Below are 17,141 nucleotides of genomic sequence, written 5' to 3' on the forward strand. Positions count from 1 at the left end.
GCGTCGCCGCCCGGACCGCGATCACCTGCGCCGACTCCAGCCTGCGCCCCGGCTTCGAGCGCCTCGACAAGGACGCGGCCCGCGTCCAAGCCGCCTCACCCGTCTTCGGCGCGGCCTGGTCCACCGGCGTCTACCTCTGTTACAACTGGCCGTTCGACGGCGAGCGCGCCACGCCCCGGGTGAACGCCGACGGCGCGACCCCTGTCCTGGTGGTCGGCGGCACCGGCGACCCGATCACCCCGTACCCCGGCGCCCGCCACATGGCCCGCGCCCTGGGCGACGGTGTCGGCGTGCTCCTGACGGCCGAGGAGGAGGGCCACGGCACATACCCGCAGAACCGCTGCGTCACGGAGACGGTCGACCAGTACCTCACCACGGGCCGTACCCCGGCCTCGGGGACGGTGTGCCGGGGCAGCATGTCCTGAGGCCCGTACGGATCCGCCGGGCGGCCGTCAGCACACCGGTTCGCTCGCAGGCACCCCGCGCGTGAGCCACCACACCGCCCGGTCCGAGAACGCCTTCGAGTGGGTGCCACTGTGGTGGTCGGGGCAGAGCGGCCGCACGGTGAGCAAGCGGGCCTCCTCCTATGCGGACGCTTCGAAATGGACGGTGCCGTCCTCGTCGAGGCGTGGGTGAAGGGCCTCGGGTCCGTGGGAGTTGATGTCGGAGGGGCGGGGGCCCTCAGGTCCGTCCGGTCCCCAGCGCAGCAGGCGGCGGGTGCGGACGATCCGGGAGACGGTGCCGTCGACCTCGATCTGGTTGAGCCGGCCTGCGCGGAGTTGGTCCGCGGCCTCGGCATACACCGCCAGTTCCGCGAGCGCGGGGCCGGTGGCCTCGACGACGGTGGTGTGCGCGTTGACGTCCACCGGGGCGTCGAGGGGGATCAGACCGCGCTGGCGGGGCTCCAACCAGGTCAGGGAGAAATGCAGGGTTCGGCGTGCGCCGTGTGGGGTGGCGTGCAGACTGCTGCCCGACGTCCAGGCCCCGTTACCGGATCGCTCCACGATCTGGAATGCGGACGGCATGAGCAGAACGTCGGGATGGCTCTCCACAGCACGCGCGGAGTCACGCAGCACAGGGTCGGGGAACCTGGTTCCCGTGTAGGCCAGGGAGCGCAGGGACAGCCTCTCGGCCGCCTGGACAGGGGACAGGGGTGCGTCCGGATCCAGAATCAGGTCCGCATCGACCCTTGGGCCCTGGGCGCCGGGGCCGGGGCTCCAGTCGAGGGTGTGCGGCTCGGGGTCGGTGGGCCGTGGCATCTCGATGTCTCCATGTGTGTCCATGCCGGTGTACTCCTCAGCCCTCACCACCCGGTAGCGAGTACCGAGCACCGTGAGCTCGTCCACGCACTCGGTCTCCAATCGTGCAACGGCCGCGAGCAGCGCACGCCGCTCCGGCCTGTCCTTGGCCTCGTCCTTCGCCCGGAACCAGAGAAGTGAATTCAACGCGTCGCGAGCCTGCTGCGGACAGCTGTGAGTAACTGCGATGGCCACCCGCCAGCGCCGCCCGGCCTCGTTGCCCTGCAAGGCAACCCCGAACAACGGGCCCCGGACGGCCAAGCCGCCATGCCGCACCATCGCGTCGCGGGCATCGGCCTCCATCGCCGCTTCGACGGGTTCCACCGGGACTCTCACCACCACCGGCCGCTCAGCCGGCCGCGTGCCCTCGTCATTCATGCCACCATCCTGGCGCAACTGCGCACCGGCACCCCGGGTTTCGCCGAATCATCCACCGACAGTGCTGTCCTCACCATCCACAGAGCTCGGGCCGAGCTCGGCCGCCGCCAGCACGAACGCCGCGAACGCAGCCGCGCGGCAGCCGACCTCGCAGATCAACGGTGAGCAGCCCGCACGACGTCGATACGCGTGCGCTCCTGAGCTCGCGCGCTGGCGTCAGGAACGAAGGGTGCGAAGGCCGGTGCGGATTTCGCTGACCAGGATCCCGGGCTGTTCCAAGGCCGCGAAGTGCCCACCCCGGTCGGCCTCGCCGTAGTGGATGAGATTGCTGTACGCGTCTTCGATCCAGCTTCGTGGCAGGCGTGGGATGTCCCTCGGGAAGACGGTCACCGCGACCGGAAGCGTCAGCTTCGGGCCGGCGAGAGTCGCGGATTTGTTCTCCCAGTAGATGCGGCTGGACGACGCTGCACTGTTGGTGAACCAGTAGAGGGATATCGCGTCCAGCATGTCGTCCATGCTGAGGGCGTCCTCGGCGAGCCCGTGGTTGTCGGTCTTGGACTGGAACTTCTCGTAGATCCAGGCTGCCTGACCAGCGGGAGAGTCCGCCAGGGCGAATCCGACCGTCTCCGGCTTCGTGCCGTGAAGGTGGTTCGACCCACCGAGATCGCCGGTGTAGAGGGCGAGGGTCTCCACGGCGTAGCGCTGTTCGGGTGACAGGGTGTCGGGGATCTGTGCAGGAAAGGCGTATTGGGTGTTCAGGTGAATTCCGAGAAGCCCTTCAGGTTGCATGGCCCCGAGGGCCGTGGTGACGACGGCACCCCAATCGCCGCCTTGCGCGGCCCATCTCGTGTAGCCGAGACGCTTCATCAGCTCTGCCCACGCGCTTGCGATGCGCGATACGGTCCACCCGGTCTCCGTGGGCTTCTGGGAGAACCCGAACCCGGGGAGCGACGGGACGACGACGTCGAATGAATCAGCGGCGTCTCCTCCGAACGAAACCGGATCGGTCAGCGGGCCGATCAGCTTCAGGAAATCGACGATCGAGCCCGGCCAGCCGTGCGTGAGTATCAGCGGCATCGCGTGGGGGTTCTTGGACCTGACGTGGATGAAGTGGGTGTCCAGCCCATCAATCTCGGTCAGGAATTGGGGAAAGCGATTGAGCTCGGACTCGAAGCGCCGCCAGTCGTAGCCGCGCTCCCAGTAGTCGACCAGAGATCTGGCGTTCTCCACGCGAACCCCTTGCGACCAGTCGCCCACCGTTTCCGGATCCGGCCATCGAGTTCTGGCCAGTCGCCGCTTCACGTCGTCGATCTCCGAATCTGAGATCGAGACGGTGAACGGGCGGACAAAGGCCGAGGTCGCCAACGTCGGTGCAGTCATTGCCTTCTCCACTTCTCCTGGGCTTCGAAAAACAGCGCAACCCTTCGTTGCACACCCATGTGCAACCTACTTCATTGCACACCGGTGTGCAATAATGGTGGCGTGCCCACCGAATCCGCACGCGTGCGCTCGATGAACGAGACACGCGATCGCATCCTCGATGTCGCCCTCGACGTGCTGGGAGAGAACCCCGACGCCGGGATGGGCGACGTCGCCTCCGCTGCCGGCGTCGTCCGCCGCACGGTCTATGGCCATTTCCCCTCGCGCCTCGACCTGGTTAGGACACTCACGCAACGGGCCGTCACCGAGATGACGGCCGTGCTCGCCGAAGTCAACGCCTCCGACGCGGAAGCGGACGCGACGTGGGTCGAATTCATCGCCCGCGTCTGGCCCGTGGCACATCGGTACCGAGTGCTGTTGGCGCTGCGCCGTGGCGAGTACGGCGAGGCGATCCACGGCCTGCTCGGGCCACTCGATGAGCTCCTCGCCGACCTCGTGAAACGGGGCCAGGACAGCGAGGTGTTCGCACAGCACCTGCCGCCAGGAATTCTGAGCCAGGTTGCCTACGGCGTCGTGTTCGCCATCGCTGACAGCGACCTGCCGAACGGGCCCCTCGGCGCCCGAGCAGCGACGATCACGAGCCTGTTGATGCTGGGAGTACCCGAGACGCGTGCGATCGCTCTCGTGGGCGACCAGCCCTGACCCGCAGCACTCGCGCGGAGCCGCATATCGTCCCGCTCCGGACACGACATCGCCATCACACCTCGCACCGGCTGCCAGTGACTACCTGCCACACGATCTTCGGAAGCAGTGCGGGGACCCGCTGTGACGGAAGGCTGCCACCCACGTAACGCCCCTACGTACCTGTGAGCGTGTCACCGTCGTCAATCGCGCGATGTGAGTCCTTCCCCGTGGTCACGTCGGCGCCGCCGCTGGTCAGCCCGCAACTCGAAGTCTCCATAGCTGTTGTCGACCGGGTTGACCGTGACCCCGGGGGTGACGACCTCGTCGACGGCGTCGAGCACGTCGGCCGGCAGCGTGACATCGGCGGCCGGCAGGAACGCCTCCAGCTGCTCCATGGTGCGGGGCCCGATGATCGCAGAGGTGAAGCCGGGGTGGTTGACGACGAAGGCGACGGCCGGCTCGATGAGCGTGAGGCCGGCCTTCTCCGGCAGGACGGCGAGTTGTTCGACTGCGCCGAGCTTGCGCTGGTTGCCGAGGGCACTCATATCGAAGCGGGCCCGGGGGCGCGCCGCGGAGGCCGGGCCCTCGATGACGTTCTTGCGATAGCGGCCGGAGAGCCAGCCACCGGAGAAGGGCACCCCGCAACACCCCTGGCCCGGTCAGAGGCCTACGGTGTCGGCGAGTCCGTCGGTGTGGGCACGGAGGAACTCCTCGGGATCGCTCAGCGTATCCGCCGTGTACTGGCCGAAGGTTTCGAACAGAATGGCGCCGATGACCGCGGACCACAAACCGTAGGCCCGGGAGACGTTGCCCACCGGCATCTCGAAACCGAAGACTCCCCGCAACCGCTCCATGTCCGCGCGGACAGTCGGGTTGAGCGCCGCCTCCACCGTTCTCAATTCGCCCGCTCGCCAAGCGTCATCGACCAGTCCGGCGAGAGCGAGAGCAAATCGTGTGCCGGGCCCCACGGTCTGGTCGCCGGGAGCCGCGTAGCCGGGCACCGGAGTGCCGTAGAGCATGGCGAACCTGGACGGTTCACGAACGGCCCAGGCGCGCGCCGCGAGTGCTGCCACCTCGAGCCGCTTGCGGTACGACAGGCTCGACGCCGCCGCGAGAGCCGCATCGACTTCGTCGGCGAGTTCGTTGTACGCGTCGACGATCAGCAGGGTGATGAGCGCTTCGCGGTCGCGGACATAGCGGTAGAGCGCCGACGGGACGACTCCGATGTCCCGGGCCACTGCCCGTAGGGACAGGTCGGCCGGAAGTACCGTCGCCAGGTGTTCGCGTCCCACACGCACGATGTCACGCATCATCTGCTCGCGTGCTGCTTGCCGTGGAGTGACCATGCATCCACCCTAGTTAACGGTGTGGCCCTCTTGAACCAACAGTCGCCCCTGCTCAGAAGCGGCGGCGGAGCCGCAGCGCCGGGCCGGCGGGTCCTTCCGGCCGCCTCCACGGAGACGAGAGCTCACAGCGCGTTCGTCGGGGCACCGTCACGCTTGATGACCCGCCACGATTCCCACCCGCGGCAGACGATGTACGCGAAGATCGTGAGCGCCGCGATGGTGGAGTCGATGATCGAGGACTGCATGCCCTCGGTGGTGTCCAGGATAGTGAAGGCGAGCACCGCAGCCGCGACCTTGTGGAAGATCACCATTTCCCAGATCGCCGGAACCTGACGTGGCCGGTAGGCGAGCATCGCCCACATCGCGCTGAATACGAGGTATCCGAAGGTTCGCCACCCCTCCACCATCACGCGGTCGTCGCTTGCGTCCGCCATCAGGAAGAGCCCGTTGATGAACACCGCGATGGTGACTACGGAGTTGAGGGCCATCAAGCCACGGCCGATGCGGTCCCAGCGCCGGGGCGGGGTACTGCGGACCGTGATAGTTGCCGTGGTCATGACGGACATCCTTTGCGTGAGGGAACCGAGGGAGCCAAGAAAAGAGAACACTGTTCTCCGTCAAGGGAGACAATGCCTCGCCGTCCGGGCAAAGTCAAGAACACTGTTCTCGTTTGCCGTTGCGCTGAAATGTCTGCTGGCGCCCGCCGCCTCCGCTTCCGCGGGACGGCCGGATTCGGCTACGCGTCGCGTCTCTGCAACAGCAGGCCGCCGACCAGCATCGCGGCCGCGGCCCACACTGTCGTGTGGCCGGTGGGTGTGGGGTGAGTGCGGTTGCTCGACCGCGACCTGCCAGGCATCCACGGCGACACCCTCTGCCGGATGATCACCGCGAGGGACGGCCAGGTGATGGTCCTGATGCTGACCGCCGCCGGCTCACCCGGCGACCTGTCAGCGGCCTGACCCTGGGCGCCGACGACTACCTCGCCAGGCCCTTCCACTTTCCCGAACTCGTCCTGCGCATCCGCGCCCTGGCCCGCCGCCGCCGCGCGGCCCGGTCCCGCATTCTGCGCACGGCGGGGATCGGTCTCGATCCGGTGCGCCGCACCGCCGACCGAGACGGCCGCCACCTCGACCTCTCCGTCAAGGAGTTCGCGCTTCTCGAAGCCCTCCTGAACGCGAGCCCCGCCTTCCTCAGCACGGAGGACCTTCTCGAGCAGGTCTGGGACGAGCACGCCGACCCGTTCACCAGCACTGTGACAGTGACCATCGGCCGCCTTCGCCGCAGACTCGGCGATCCGCCGGTCACCGTCACCACACCCGGCGTGGGCCATCGGATCATCGGTCCACCTGGCCTGCCCGACTGAGCAGTCAGCAGACGTTCGGCGTCGGGCGCTATGACATGGCGTGCCACGGCCCCGGCCTGTTCAACTGCTGGGGCCCGATCGGCGCCCGGGGGCCTCAGCCGGTCGGCGCCGGGGGCAGACAGCCCGTCTCCGGGGCGTGGCCGCCGACGTCCGACCAGATCCGATCCGGGGTGACGGCACCGGTGACGCACGCGGTCCTGCCGATCCAGATCCCGTACATGCTGCCCTCAGCGGGGTTTCCGTTCCCTGGGGTGGGCCGTTCCGTCACCTCCAGGTGAGCGGCGGCGGCCAGTGGCTCAAGAGCCTCCCGGACCTGGCCGGGCCGGGTCCGGTGTTGCCGCCGCAGGTCCTCGAGGGCGTGCCTGACTTCCTCGGCCTTCCGCCGGGCCCGCTCCTCGTCCGCAGGGTCCGGGCGGTCCGGGCGTCGTGCCCGGCTGTTGTCGCCGTAGAAGGGTGGCGCGTTCGGGCCGGTGGCACCGCTGTCAGGGGTTTCGCCGTCGGAGGCGTCGGACGACCTGGTGCCGTTGAGATTGGAGAAGAGGTCGTCCGCGTCCTTCCCACAGCTGGTCAGAGTGAGGACGCAGAGCACCGCGACTGCGGCCGTGCCGGTGCGACGGGTCATCGCATCACTGTCGCTTCGCGCGCGCGGCCCGGCATGAGTACGCGTACTCAACCGTGGCGCGCGTGCGGGGCCCGGCCAACCGGCGGGCGCGGCACGGCCCGAGCCCCCATCGCCTAATCGCGCAGCGCGATCACCGTGGTGCCCGAGCCGACCGGGCCCACCCTCAGGACCGTTCCGGTCAGGTCGTCGAACGACGTCACCCGGGCACCCCCGCCCGCCGCTGCGCCGGCCACCCGGTACGCCGCCGGGTCGGCGTCGCCGATTTCCAGCTCCACCACCGCCCGCGCGTTGGGCGGCACGGTTACCTTGAGGGAGTGCTTCCTCGCGGAACGGCGCAGGGAGACCGAGACCGGGCCGCGCAGCGACGGGACCGTTCCGTCGACCTCGGTCAGCTTCCCGGTCCTGGGCCGGACCCGGAACCCGGCCGCGCCCGCCTCGGTGACCTGGACGCCCAGCACATGCCGGGCCACGGCGTTGGCGGGGGCGGAGGCCCAGGCGTGGGAGAAGGTCATGTTCGACTTCAGCGAGGGGTCCCACGCCTCGCCGACGATGGTGGCCTTCAGATCGTCGATCATGTGCAGCCAGGAGTTGGTGGCCCTGGAGGTGAGCAGCGTAAGCGCTGCGTCGGCGCGGCCGAGCCGGAACAACGCGTCGAGCAGGAACTGCGCGCCGTACACGCTCATCTTCATGCCGCCCGCGGCGAGCGTGTCGCCGATCCGGGCCTGCACCTCGCCGTCGAGGGGGGCGGCGACTCCGAGGGCGACCGGGAAGGCGGTGGCGTGCTGGGCGCTGTGAGTGGTGCCCGCACCGTCGCAGAACCGGCCCGCCGAGGTGTCGAGCAGGGTGTCGCGCATGGCGGCGGCGAGAGTGTCGGCCCGCTCTTTCATCAGCTTTTCCTCACCGCTCCTGCCGAGGGCGGCGGCGCATTTGGCGAGGGCGTCGAAAGCTGCGTACTGGAAGGCGTTGACTACGGTGTTGACACTGGTGAAGACATAGCCGTCGCGGCTTGTGACGGGCCAGTCGACCAGGTCGCCGAGGTCCTCGCTGCTGTTTCCGGGCGACTTGTGGACCAGACCGTCGGCACCCAGATACGAAGTGAGGTTCTTGGCGGAGAGCAGGGCGTAGTCCTTGGCGAGCTGCCGGTCGTCGCCGGTGGCGAGGTAGTCCTCCCAGGCGGAGATCGCACACATCAGCCGGTACTCGGTGGGCCAGGTGCCCTGGCGGACCAGGTAGTCGTTGGACCACCGTGCGAGCGCGAACGAACGCTGCACGCCGTACTCGGAGAGCTGGTTGATCAGCGCGTCGCCCTCGTAGGGTCCGCGCTCGCGCGTCGGCGTGTCCTGATAGAGGTCTCCGCGGGTGGCCTCGATCGAGTAGCGGCACAGGTCCCAGACCCGGTCGAGATCGGGGTCCGAACTGCGGAAGGAGGAGTCGGATACGTCCCAGTCGAGCTTCCAGGCACGGCCCTTGACGGTCGCCCGGGACAGGTCGGCAGAGGTGCGCAGCTCGGCCCAGCGGAAGCCGCGGTAACCCCAGTGCTCGAAGCGCTGGACGCCGTCGCGCAGGGTCCACTGCTCGCGGTAGACGTTGGTGGCCCGCAGCTGGTACTTCACGGTCCCGTCGGCGTTGAGCTCTTCGCCGAGGCGCACCTCCACGGTGTCGCCCGCGCTCCCGGCGACCTCCAGGGCCAGACCGCCGGCGATCTCCCGGCCGAGGTCCACCAGCCAGCGGCCGTCGGCCACCTCGGTCACCGAGGCCGGGGTGACATCGTGCAGCCGTACGGGCTCGATGAGCGCCGGGACCAGGCCGTCGATGTCCGGGCGGGACGCGGGGGCGGCCCATGCCGCGTCGTCGAATCCGGGCTCGGTCCAGCCGACGGGCTCGTTGCGCAGATCCCAGTTCTCCTGGGGCACAGCGAAGAAGCCGCTGCCGGCGCTGCCCCCGGGCGGGAGCAGACCGTCCTGGCCGCGGGCCTTCCAGTCGTCACCCGAGCCGATGGTGGCCCGGCTGCCGTCGGTGTAGGTGATCTCCAGCTGGGCCAGGAACTTCTGCTCCGACGTCGTGTGGCACAGCGCGGCCAGGGCGTTGGCCCGGCCGGCGCGCAGGGTGTCGGTGATGTCGAAGGACTGGTAGGCGACCCCGGACCCGGAGCGTACGGAGGCGTACCCGGCCAGGCTGCCGTTGCTCCATACCTTGGCCACGTACTGGCGGGCCGGGGTGGCGGAGGTGGCGGCGACGTGCAGCACCGCGGCGGCCACCTTCTTGCCGGGCGCCAGGCGGTACTCGTGCCGCAGCAGGGCCCAGGTGTCGTCGGCGCCGTAGGAGGAGAGCGAGGAGGCATCGGCGGGGAAGGTGAGAACGCCGTCGGCGACGGTGCCCGCGGAGAGCGTGCCCGCGTCCGAGGTGAAGTCGTCCTGGACCAGCACGGTGCCGTCGGCCGCGGTGAAGCGGAGGCTGTCGTACGTCTGTGACTCGGTCCGGCCGTTGCGCAGGCCGATGTTGCCCGAGGCGTAGCGGGTGTGGGTGGTGGTGTCGACGACGGTGCCGTTGACGCTGGTGGTGAAGGTGGAGCCGGTCATGGTGACGGAGAGGTCCACCCACTCATCGGTGGCGACCGGGATGGGCAGGGTCACCTCGCCGAGGACGCTGTACGTACCGTCCACGCACACGTGCTTGCGCAGCACTCCCGCGGTGGCGTCCGCCCGCAGCTGCCACAGGTAGTTGTTGGCGGCGTCGGTGGCCCGGAACCAGAGACCGGCGGCCACCGCGGTGATCTTCAGCCGGGTGGTGAAGGTGCCGTCGGTCATGGTGGGCCCGGCAGGGGCCCAGATGGGCTCGGCCTCCCACTGGTCCTCCACCGCGGTAGCCATCAGCACCGGCTTCGACCACGACGACCGCTTGTCCGCCCAGCTGCTGACCCGCCACCAGTAGGCGGTGCGGGGTTTGAGCGGCGGACCGCCGTAGGCCACGGCGGTGGACCCGGCAGCTGCCACCCTGCCGCTGCTCCAGACCAGTTGGCGCTTCCCGAAACCGGCCGGGGTGGTGGCGACCTCCAGCTGGTAGGCACGCTGTCGGGTGCCGGGGCCGAGGTCGGGGACCTGCCAGCTGAACCGGGGCCGCTGCCCGGCGGCGGTACCCAGTCCCTGCGGCAGCAGGTCCGTCAGCAGGCCGGTGGGCGCGGGGTGCGAGCTGTGGCTCTGTGCGGCGGCGAACGCCTGGGGCCCGGCAAGCACGACAGAGGCGGACGCGGCAGCCCCCAGCTGCAGGACGGTTCGGCGCGACAGGTGACTGGACATGGGCCGCCTCGGGAAAATGAAAGGTTTCACATGGATGGCTCGGAGGTTAGACGCTGCCCAGAAATCTGGTCAACAGGTAGGACAAAGGAAGCGGGCCGCAGGTTGAATCGTTTTAGCAAGTGGGCTCCTCACCCGTGCCCTCATCGACAGATCTCGGCCGCCTTCGAACCCCGGCATCCCCGAATCACTTCTGCCCGCCGCAGGGTTGACGTTGACAGAAGCACTTGTTACAACGTTGGAATCAGTCAGCAACGGTACCCCGTGCGGGAGTTCGCGCGTCGGGCTTCTCCCTGCCTGACTCCACGAAAGGGGCCGTGTGCCTGACGTCGCCGTGTACCCGGCCGCTGCACCGCGCGCAGCCCTGTCGGCGTACACCCGACCCGGGCAGCCCACGGTTCGCCCCACGCCCGGCCGGCTCCGGAGCACGACTCCGGAGTCACGGCGGCGCCCGGTTCAGCTGCAGTCGACAACCTGTGATGGAGCGTGGCATGGCCATTGTCCCCAACCGACGTGCCGTCCTCGGTGCCACCGCCGGCGCGGTACTCGCCGGAGCGTTCGCGGCACCCGCCACCGCGTCCACCGCGCCGCCCGACCACGTAACGATCGCCTCGCCGAACGGCCGGCTCCGGATGACCGTGGGGGTGACGGACGGCCGGCTGCGCTATGAGATCGTGCGGCACGGCAAGGTCCTGGTGCCCTCCTCCGGACTCGGGCTCGACCTGGCCGACCGGCCCTCGCTCACCGGCGGGCTGGTGCTGGAATCAGTGCGGCGCAGGGCCGTGGACGAGAGATGGCGGCCGGTGTGGGGGCCCGACGCAGTCGTCCGCAACCACGCACGGGAAGGCGTACTGCGCACCGTGCAGCCGGCGACCGGGCTGCGGCTCGACCTGATCGTCCGGGTCTTCGACGACGGCGTCGGCTTCCGCTACCGCCTGCCGGCCCAGGCCGGGCTCGACAGCTACACCGTGACCGCGGAGCGGACGGAGTTCTCCCTGCCGCCGAGCGCCACGAGCTGGTCGCTGGAGGCGGGCACCGACTGGAACGCCGACGAGCGGCACTACCGGCGGGCCTCGCTGGCGGAGGTGAAGACCGCGCAGACCCCGCTGACGCTGGCCACCCGGGGCGGTGTGCACATCGTGGTGCACGAGGCGGCACTGATCGACTACCCCAGCATGACCCTGGCCGCCGCCGACGACCTGCCCGGCACCCTCACCAGCGAACTGATCAGCCTGCCCGACGGTGCGAAAGCCCACCTGCAGGGCGAATTCTCCACCCCGTGGCGCACGCTGGTCATCGGCGCCCGGGCCGGCGATCTCGCCGAATCGCATCTGATCGAGAACCTCAACGAGCCGTGCGCGCTCGCGGACACCTCGTGGATCTCACCCGGTACGTACGTGGGCGTCTGGTGGGAGCTGCAGCGCCGGGACACGACCTGGACCGAGGGGCCGCGTCACGGCGCCACGACGGAGCGGGTCAAGCGCTACATCGACCTTGCCCGGGAGGCGGGCGCGAGTTCCGTACTCGCCGAGGGCTGGAACACCAACGCCGGCGGAAACTGGACCGGCCAGGACTTCCTCACCCCGCAGGCCGACTTCGACCTGGCCGAGGTGCTGCGCTACGCACGGGCCAACGGCGTCGGGTTCACCGCGCACAACGAGACCCGCGGCTTCGTCGACTACTACGAAGAGCATCTGGAAACGATCTTCGCACGGTACGCCGAACTGGGCATCCACACCGTCAAGACCGGCTACGCCACCAAGTTCGAGCTGGGCGGGGTGAACCGCAGCCACTTCGACCAGGAGGCGGTGCGTCACTACCAGCGTGTCGTCGAGACGGCGGCCCGCCACCGGATCATGATCGTCGCGCACGAGGCCATCAAGCCGACCGGGCTGGGGCGCACCTTCCCGAACATGATGACCGGCGAGGGCGTCGCCGGCATGGAGCAGCAGAACTACAAGGGCCCGCTCGGCAATCCGCCCGAGCAGGCCACCATCCTCCCGTTCACCAGGTTCATGGGCGGGCCGGCGGACTACACCCCGGGCGTGCTCAACGTGACGTGGGACCCGGCGGACCTCGGCACCCGCGTGCAGACGACCTCGGCCGCACAGCTCGCGCTGTACTCGGTGTTCTTCAGCCCGCTGCAGATGCTGGCCGACACTCCGGAGAACTACCACTCCCACCCCGGATTCGCCTATCTCAAGGACATGCCCGCCAGTTGGGACGAGACGCGCTTCCTGGACTGCGTGATCGGCGACTACACGGTGGCGGCCCGCCGCAAGGGGCACATCTGGTATCTCGGTGCCATCACCGACGAGAACGACCGGACGCTGAGGCTGCCGCTGCACTTCCTGGGACGGGGCCGGTACACGGCCGAGATCTACAGTGACGCCGCGGAGACCAGCTGGCACGACAACCCGCTGCCGATCGACGTCCGGACCGAGACAGTGCGTGCGTCCACCCTGCTGAAGCTGGAGCTCATCGCCGGTGGGGGTACCGCGATCCGCTTCCGCCCCGCGCGCTCCTGACCGTTGCGCTCCGAGGGCCGGGCGTCTCCGCCGTGAGCGGCAGTTCCGGCCCTGCTGCGGCGTGGTGCTTCGCTCCGAGGCGCCACGCCGCAGTGCTGTGCTCAGCTCACCGGGACAGCCGCCGTCGCACACCGTCGGTGGACTCCCGCACCTCCAGCCAGTGCGGAGCCATGTACACCTCGAACGGCACCTTCTCATCCGAACGGATGCGAGCCGCCAGGCACTTCACGGCCAGGGAAGCGATGGCGGCCTTGTCGGGGACGACGGAGGTGAGAGAGGGGGTGCTGTAGAGCGCCTCCTCGGAACCGTCCACGCCCGCCAGGGCGATATCACCGGGAACGCTCAATCCCGCTTCGTGCAGGGCGTGCTGAGCGCCGACGGCCAGCATGTCGCTGAAGCAGAAGACCGCGTCGGGCCGTTCCCCGGCCGGCAGGGCGAGAAGACTGCGCATCGCCAGCAGTCCGTTGCGGCGGTCGAATTCCTTGACCCGCGCGGCGAGGCGGGGGTCGTACGTCAGTCCGGCTTCGTGCAGCGCCTGCTGGAAGCCCTCCAGCCGCTGACGGCTGGTCGCCGACTGCGGCTGGTCCACACCGATGGCGCCGATCCGGGTACGGCCCAGGCCGGCCAGGTGCGCGGCGACGTCACGCGCCGCGGCGACGTTGTCGATGAGGACGTGGTCGGCCACGACCCGCTCGTGTTCGTAGCTGCGCTCGCCGAGCAGGACCAGCGGGAACTCGTCCGCCACAGGCGCGAGGTCGGCCGGTGACGCATGCAGGGGCGAGAGGATCACGCCGTCCAGCAGCGACGCGTGCACGCCGGTGGCCAGGCGCAGTTCCTCCCTGGCATCCCCCAGCGTCTCCTCGATGAGGACGGTGAAGCCGTGGGCCGAGGCCTCCGCCCCCACGTGGTGCGCGAGCTCGGCGAAGTAGGGCGTGGCGAGATCCGGGACGGCGAGGGCTATGAGGCCGCTGCGGCCGGTCCGCAGCCGGCGCGCCGACGGGTTCGGCCGGTAGCCGAGTTCGGTCACGGCCTGCATCACGCGTGTCCGCGTGCTCTCGGACACCCGTGGGGCGCCACGTACAACGTTGGACACGGTCTTGATCGACACTCCTGCGCGTTCCGCTACGTCCTTGAGTGTCACTGCCGCCACCGATGGGCCCCCATAACCGTTGTTTTCCTCGATTATGCATGGCCGCACCATGCCTGTCAGCACCCGGGCCTGCCGAAAAGTCCTCTCCGACAGGGGGTTGACCTCAGAGATACACGGCGGTTACAACGTTGGAACCAATCAGAATCGGTCAAGCCACGAAAGGGTGGCCGGCCGCCGCACGCCCGTGGGCCGGGCCCACTCGCGCCCATGGAAGAGCGGCGTACCCAGGGCCCACACGGAAGGCGCCACCACACGTTCGCGCCGCCCGCAGCTGGTCCGCCCGTCTGTCATTCGAGAGGGTTCGCATGTCTTCGCACCATTCGCACGCCCCGCTGCGCGCAGCCGTGGTCGGCACGGGAGGTATCGCGCGTGGCAGCCACCTCCCCGCGCTGATGACGCTCGCCTCCGAGGGCGAGGTGGAGCTCGTGGCGGCGGTCGACGTCGACCCGGCCGCGGCGCGCGCTCTCGCCGACGAGGCGGGATTCGCGTACACATCCACGGATCTCGACGCGATGCTCGCCGAGGTCCGGCCGGACCTGGTGGTGCTGTGCACGCCGCCCGCGCTGCACCGGGAACAGACCGTGGCGGCGCTCAGGGCCGGCGCCTGGGTGTGGTGCGAGAAGCCGCCGTGCCCGTCGCTGGCGGACTTCGATGCCATGGAGGCCGCGGAGAAGGGCGGCGACTCGGACCCGTACGCCTCGATCGTCTTCCAGCACCGCTTCGGCTCCGGCGCACGGCACGTACGCGATCTGCTGCACAGCGGCGCGTTCGGCCGGCCGCTCGTGGCCCACTGCCAGACGACCTGGTACCGGGACCGCGCCTACTACGCCGTGCCGTGGCGGGGCCGCTGGGCGACCGAGGGCGGGGGCCCCGCGATGGGGCACGGCATCCACCAGACCGACCTGCTGCTGGATCTGATGGGCCCGTGGGACGAGATGCGCGGGATGGCTGCCCGGCTCGTGCACGACGTGGAGACCGAGGACGTGTCCACCGCACAGGTCCGCTTCACCGGCGGGGCCGTCGCCACCCTCGTCAACAGCGTGCTGAGCCCGGACGAGGTGAGCCGCATCCGCATCGACTGCGAACTGGCCACCATCGAACTGACCCACCTGTACGGCTACCGCAACGCGGACTGGCACATCACCCCGGCGCCCGGCGTCCCCGACGAGACCGTGGCGGCCTGGCGGGACTTCGGTGCCGACGAGCCGAGCTCGCATCTGGCCCAGCTGCGCGTCCTGGTCGACGACATCAAGAACGGCCGGCGTCACGCCACCAGCGGCGCGGGCGCCCGGCGCACGCTCGAGTTCATCACCGCCCTGTACAAGTCCGCGTTCACCGACACGACCGTGCGCGCGGGCGACATCGGTCCCGGCGACCCGTACTACACCGAACTGCACGGCGGCGCCCCGGGCTGGGCGCCGGCCGACACCCGCAAGGAAGAGGACCACGCATGACGCTCTCGCTGACCCACGCCCACGGTGACCGGATCACCGTGGCCCACGAGGCGACCGGAACCGAACTGTTCTCCTACGTGTACCGCCCCGAAGCCCCGTGGGAGGCGCCCAAGCCCTACCTGCACCCGATCCGGACGCTGTCCGGCGGGCTGGTCACCGACTACCGCCCCAACGACCACCGTTGGCACAAGGGACTGCAGCTGACGGCTTCCCACCTGTCGGGGCAGAACCTGTGGGGCGGCAACACCTATGTGCACGGCGAGGGATACCTCCCGCTGCCGGAGAAGGTCGGCTCGATGGCCCATGTGGCCTTCGAGGACGTCGCCGCCTCGGAGGACCGTGCGGTCATCGCGGAGCGGCTGACCTGGCACCCGCACGACGGCGAGCTGTGGGCCGAGGAGGAGCGCCGCATCGAGGTGCGCGACGTCGACCCGCACAGCGGCAGCTGGACCTTCACGTGGACGTCGGCGGTCACCAACCGGCGTGCGGAGCCCCTGCGTTTCGGGAGCCCCACCACTCACGGCCGTCCTGCGGCCGGATACACCGGGCTCTTCTGGCGCGGCCCGCGCGCCTTCCGCGACGGCCGCGTCTTCACCGCCGGGGCGACCGAGGGAGACCTGATGGGCAGCCAGGCTCCCTGGCTGGCATACGTCGGCGAGCACGACGGGCGGGACGGCCATGCCACGGTCGTCTTCGAACACGCGCCGGCCAACGACCACGCGGGCGAGAAGGGGACGCACCCGGCGCACTGGTTCGTGCGCAGCGACCCGTTCGCCGCGGTCGCGCCGTCCTGGGCGTTCCACGACGAGCTGGTCCTCCCGCCCGGCGAGACGCTCGCCCGGAGCTACCGCGTCCTCGTCGCCGACGGCGCCTGGGACCGCGAGCAGGTCGCCTCGCACCTGGAGGGGCTCTCGTGGTGAGCGCGGCCTACGGCGGTTTTCCGGGTGCGGTCGGCGTGTCCCGCCTGACCGTGTACGACTGGCCGACCATCGAGGGCCTGCCCGGCGGCGGCACACCGCATCTGCACCTCACCTGCAGCGAGGGGTACGTGGTGACGGCCGGCCGGGGCGCGGTGCAGACACTCACCGCCTCGGAGTACCGGGAGACGCCCCTGGAGCCGGGCACGGTGGCCTGGTTCACGCCCGGCACGATTCACCGCCTGGTCAACGACAGCGGTCTCGAAATCACCGTCGTGATGCAGAACAGCGGCCTGCCCGAAGCAGGCGACGCTGTGCTCACCCTGCCGCCCGACCGCCTCGTCGACGGGGACACGTACGCCGAGGCGGTCCGCATCCCCTCCGACGACCCCGAGGCCGAACAGGTGCGGATCGCGCGCGCCCGCCGCGACCTGGCGACCGCGCGCTTCCTGGAGCTCCGTGAGGCCTTCGAGAGCGGCGATCCGGAGCCGCTGGCGGCGTTCCAGCAAGCCGCAGCCGAGCTGGTGCGGCCGCGGCTTGACGACTGGGAGCGGCGCTGGCGCGACGGTGCCCACGCCGCCTCGGAGGCGACCCGCTCACAGCTCGACGCGCTGCGCGGCAAGGACCAAGGACATCTGTCGGGTGCCCGGGTGACAGCGACCGGGCCCACCGCACGCGGCCGCTTCGGAATGTGCGGCCGGCTGGACGTCTACCCGGGCATCTGACAG

At 69.9% G+C, this 17,141-nt stretch carries 16 protein-coding genes; 8 read left to right on the plus strand and 8 right to left on the minus strand.

From position 1 onward, the window contains the following. A partial coding sequence (locus tag ACFVW8_RS11505; protein ID WP_389688557.1) for an alpha/beta hydrolase occupies positions 1–425 on the plus strand: 425 nt, incomplete at its 5' end. Between the two features lie 159 nt (positions 426–584). On the opposite strand, the gene ACFVW8_RS11510 is transcribed toward ACFVW8_RS11505, so the two are convergent. Together ACFVW8_RS11510 and ACFVW8_RS11515 are read right to left on the minus strand one after the other, a co-directional pair. After that, the gene (locus ACFVW8_RS11510; protein WP_389688558.1) at positions 585–1,676 is read right to left on the minus strand and encodes a DUF5954 family protein; all 1,092 of its coding nucleotides are present in this window, start codon (positions 1,674–1,676) and stop codon (positions 585–587) included. Positions 1,677–1,892: 216 nt separating this feature from the next. Beyond that, positions 1,893–3,056, minus strand: a complete 1,164-nt coding sequence (locus ACFVW8_RS11515; RefSeq protein WP_389688559.1) for an epoxide hydrolase family protein — start codon at positions 3,054–3,056, stop codon at positions 1,893–1,895. Between the two features lie 102 nt (positions 3,057–3,158). Here ACFVW8_RS11515 and ACFVW8_RS11520 point away from each other — a divergent pair, with 102 nt between their 5' ends. Next, entirely contained in the window at positions 3,159–3,758 is a 600-nt protein-coding gene (locus ACFVW8_RS11520) for a TetR/AcrR family transcriptional regulator (protein WP_389688560.1), read from the plus strand. A gap of 182 nt (positions 3,759–3,940) precedes the next feature. Here ACFVW8_RS11520 and ACFVW8_RS11525 read toward each other — a convergent pair whose 3' ends face one another. The 3 genes from ACFVW8_RS11525 to ACFVW8_RS11535 all read right to left on the minus strand — a co-directional run bounded on the left by ACFVW8_RS11525 (position 3,941) and on the right by ACFVW8_RS11535 (position 5,643). Then, positions 3,941–4,378: an aldo/keto reductase gene (locus ACFVW8_RS11525; protein ID WP_389688561.1), complete on the minus strand. Its 438-nt coding sequence runs from the start codon at positions 4,376–4,378 to the stop codon at positions 3,941–3,943. Between the two features lie 21 nt (positions 4,379–4,399). After that, positions 4,400–5,086, minus strand: a complete 687-nt coding sequence (locus tag ACFVW8_RS11530) for a TetR/AcrR family transcriptional regulator (protein ID WP_389688562.1) — start codon at positions 5,084–5,086, stop codon at positions 4,400–4,402. A 122-nt stretch (positions 5,087–5,208) separates the two neighbouring features. Next, entirely contained in the window at positions 5,209–5,643 is a 435-nt protein-coding gene (locus ACFVW8_RS11535; protein WP_389688563.1) for a hypothetical protein, read from the minus strand. A 273-nt stretch (positions 5,644–5,916) separates the two neighbouring features. Here ACFVW8_RS11535 and ACFVW8_RS11540 point away from each other — a divergent pair, with 273 nt between their 5' ends. Both ACFVW8_RS11540 and ACFVW8_RS11545 read left to right on the plus strand, forming a co-directional pair. Then, positions 5,917–6,045, plus strand: a complete 129-nt coding sequence (locus ACFVW8_RS11540; RefSeq protein ID WP_389688564.1) for a hypothetical protein — start codon at positions 5,917–5,919, stop codon at positions 6,043–6,045. Positions 6,046–6,179: 134 nt separating this feature from the next. Next, positions 6,180–6,449, plus strand: a complete 270-nt coding sequence (locus ACFVW8_RS11545; RefSeq protein ID WP_389688565.1) for a winged helix-turn-helix domain-containing protein — start codon at positions 6,180–6,182, stop codon at positions 6,447–6,449. 94 nt (positions 6,450–6,543) lie between these two features. Here ACFVW8_RS11545 and ACFVW8_RS11550 read toward each other — a convergent pair whose 3' ends face one another. Both ACFVW8_RS11550 and ACFVW8_RS11555 read right to left on the minus strand, forming a co-directional pair. Beyond that, a complete protein-coding gene (locus ACFVW8_RS11550) occupies positions 6,544–7,071 on the minus strand; it encodes a hypothetical protein (protein WP_389688566.1) in 528 nt (175 codons plus the stop codon). A 113-nt stretch (positions 7,072–7,184) separates the two neighbouring features. Further along, the gene (locus ACFVW8_RS11555) at positions 7,185–10,367 is read right to left on the minus strand and encodes a family 78 glycoside hydrolase catalytic domain (protein WP_389688567.1); all 3,183 of its coding nucleotides are present in this window, start codon (positions 10,365–10,367) and stop codon (positions 7,185–7,187) included. Positions 10,368–10,855: 488 nt separating this feature from the next. Between ACFVW8_RS11555 and ACFVW8_RS11560 the strand changes: the two genes are divergently transcribed. Beyond that, complete coding sequence (locus ACFVW8_RS11560) at positions 10,856–12,892, plus strand: glycoside hydrolase family 97 protein (protein ID WP_389688568.1); 2,037 nt, start codon at positions 10,856–10,858, stop codon at positions 12,890–12,892. 106 nt (positions 12,893–12,998) lie between these two features. On the opposite strand, the gene ACFVW8_RS11565 is transcribed toward ACFVW8_RS11560, so the two are convergent. After that, positions 12,999–14,042 (minus strand): LacI family DNA-binding transcriptional regulator, encoded by a 1,044-nt coding sequence (locus ACFVW8_RS11565; RefSeq protein ID WP_389688569.1) that lies wholly within the window; start codon positions 14,040–14,042, stop codon positions 12,999–13,001. Between the two features lie 305 nt (positions 14,043–14,347). Between ACFVW8_RS11565 and ACFVW8_RS11570 the strand changes: the two genes are divergently transcribed. Genes ACFVW8_RS11570 through ACFVW8_RS11580 form a run of 3 tightly spaced genes read left to right on the plus strand, consistent with a single transcriptional unit; the run spans position 14,348 to position 17,138 of the window. Continuing rightward, positions 14,348–15,496: a Gfo/Idh/MocA family protein gene (locus ACFVW8_RS11570; RefSeq protein ID WP_389688570.1), complete on the plus strand. Its 1,149-nt coding sequence runs from the start codon at positions 14,348–14,350 to the stop codon at positions 15,494–15,496. Continuing rightward, on the plus strand, positions 15,493–16,416 hold the full coding sequence (locus ACFVW8_RS11575; RefSeq protein ID WP_389688571.1) for a PmoA family protein: 924 nt from the start codon (positions 15,493–15,495) through the stop codon (positions 16,414–16,416). The genes ACFVW8_RS11570 and ACFVW8_RS11575 overlap by 4 nt, the downstream gene beginning before the upstream one ends. After that, complete coding sequence (locus ACFVW8_RS11580; protein ID WP_389688572.1) at positions 16,410–17,138, plus strand: cupin domain-containing protein; 729 nt, start codon at positions 16,410–16,412, stop codon at positions 17,136–17,138. The genes ACFVW8_RS11575 and ACFVW8_RS11580 overlap by 7 nt, the downstream gene beginning before the upstream one ends. Positions 17,139–17,141 lie beyond the last annotated feature (3 nt).

It is taken from the genome of Streptomyces sp. NPDC058221, assembly GCF_042882365.1.
Taxonomy (GTDB): Bacteria; Actinomycetota; Actinomycetes; order Streptomycetales; family Streptomycetaceae; genus Streptomyces.

Excerpts from the sequence above, each read along its gene's own strand:
- ACFVW8_RS11510 (WP_389688558.1), bottom strand. The coding sequence starts at position 1,676 with ATGAATGACGAGGGCACGCGGCCGGCTGAGCGGCCGGTGGTGGTGAGA.
- ACFVW8_RS11515 (WP_389688559.1), bottom strand. The coding sequence starts at position 3,056 with ATGACTGCACCGACGTTGGCGACCTCGGCCTTTGTCCGCCCGTTCACC.
- ACFVW8_RS11530 (WP_389688562.1), bottom strand. The coding sequence starts at position 5,086 with ATGGTCACTCCACGGCAAGCAGCACGCGAGCAGATGATGCGTGACATC.
- ACFVW8_RS11535 (WP_389688563.1), bottom strand. The coding sequence starts at position 5,643 with ATGACCACGGCAACTATCACGGTCCGCAGTACCCCGCCCCGGCGCTGG.
- ACFVW8_RS11550 (WP_389688566.1), bottom strand. The coding sequence starts at position 7,071 with ATGACCCGTCGCACCGGCACGGCCGCAGTCGCGGTGCTCTGCGTCCTC.
- ACFVW8_RS11555 (WP_389688567.1), bottom strand. The coding sequence starts at position 10,367 with ATGTCCAGTCACCTGTCGCGCCGAACCGTCCTGCAGCTGGGGGCTGCC.
- ACFVW8_RS11560 (WP_389688568.1), top strand. The coding sequence starts at position 10,856 with ATGGCCATTGTCCCCAACCGACGTGCCGTCCTCGGTGCCACCGCCGGC.
- ACFVW8_RS11570 (WP_389688570.1), top strand. The coding sequence starts at position 14,348 with ATGTCTTCGCACCATTCGCACGCCCCGCTGCGCGCAGCCGTGGTCGGC.
- ACFVW8_RS11575 (WP_389688571.1), top strand. The coding sequence starts at position 15,493 with ATGACGCTCTCGCTGACCCACGCCCACGGTGACCGGATCACCGTGGCC.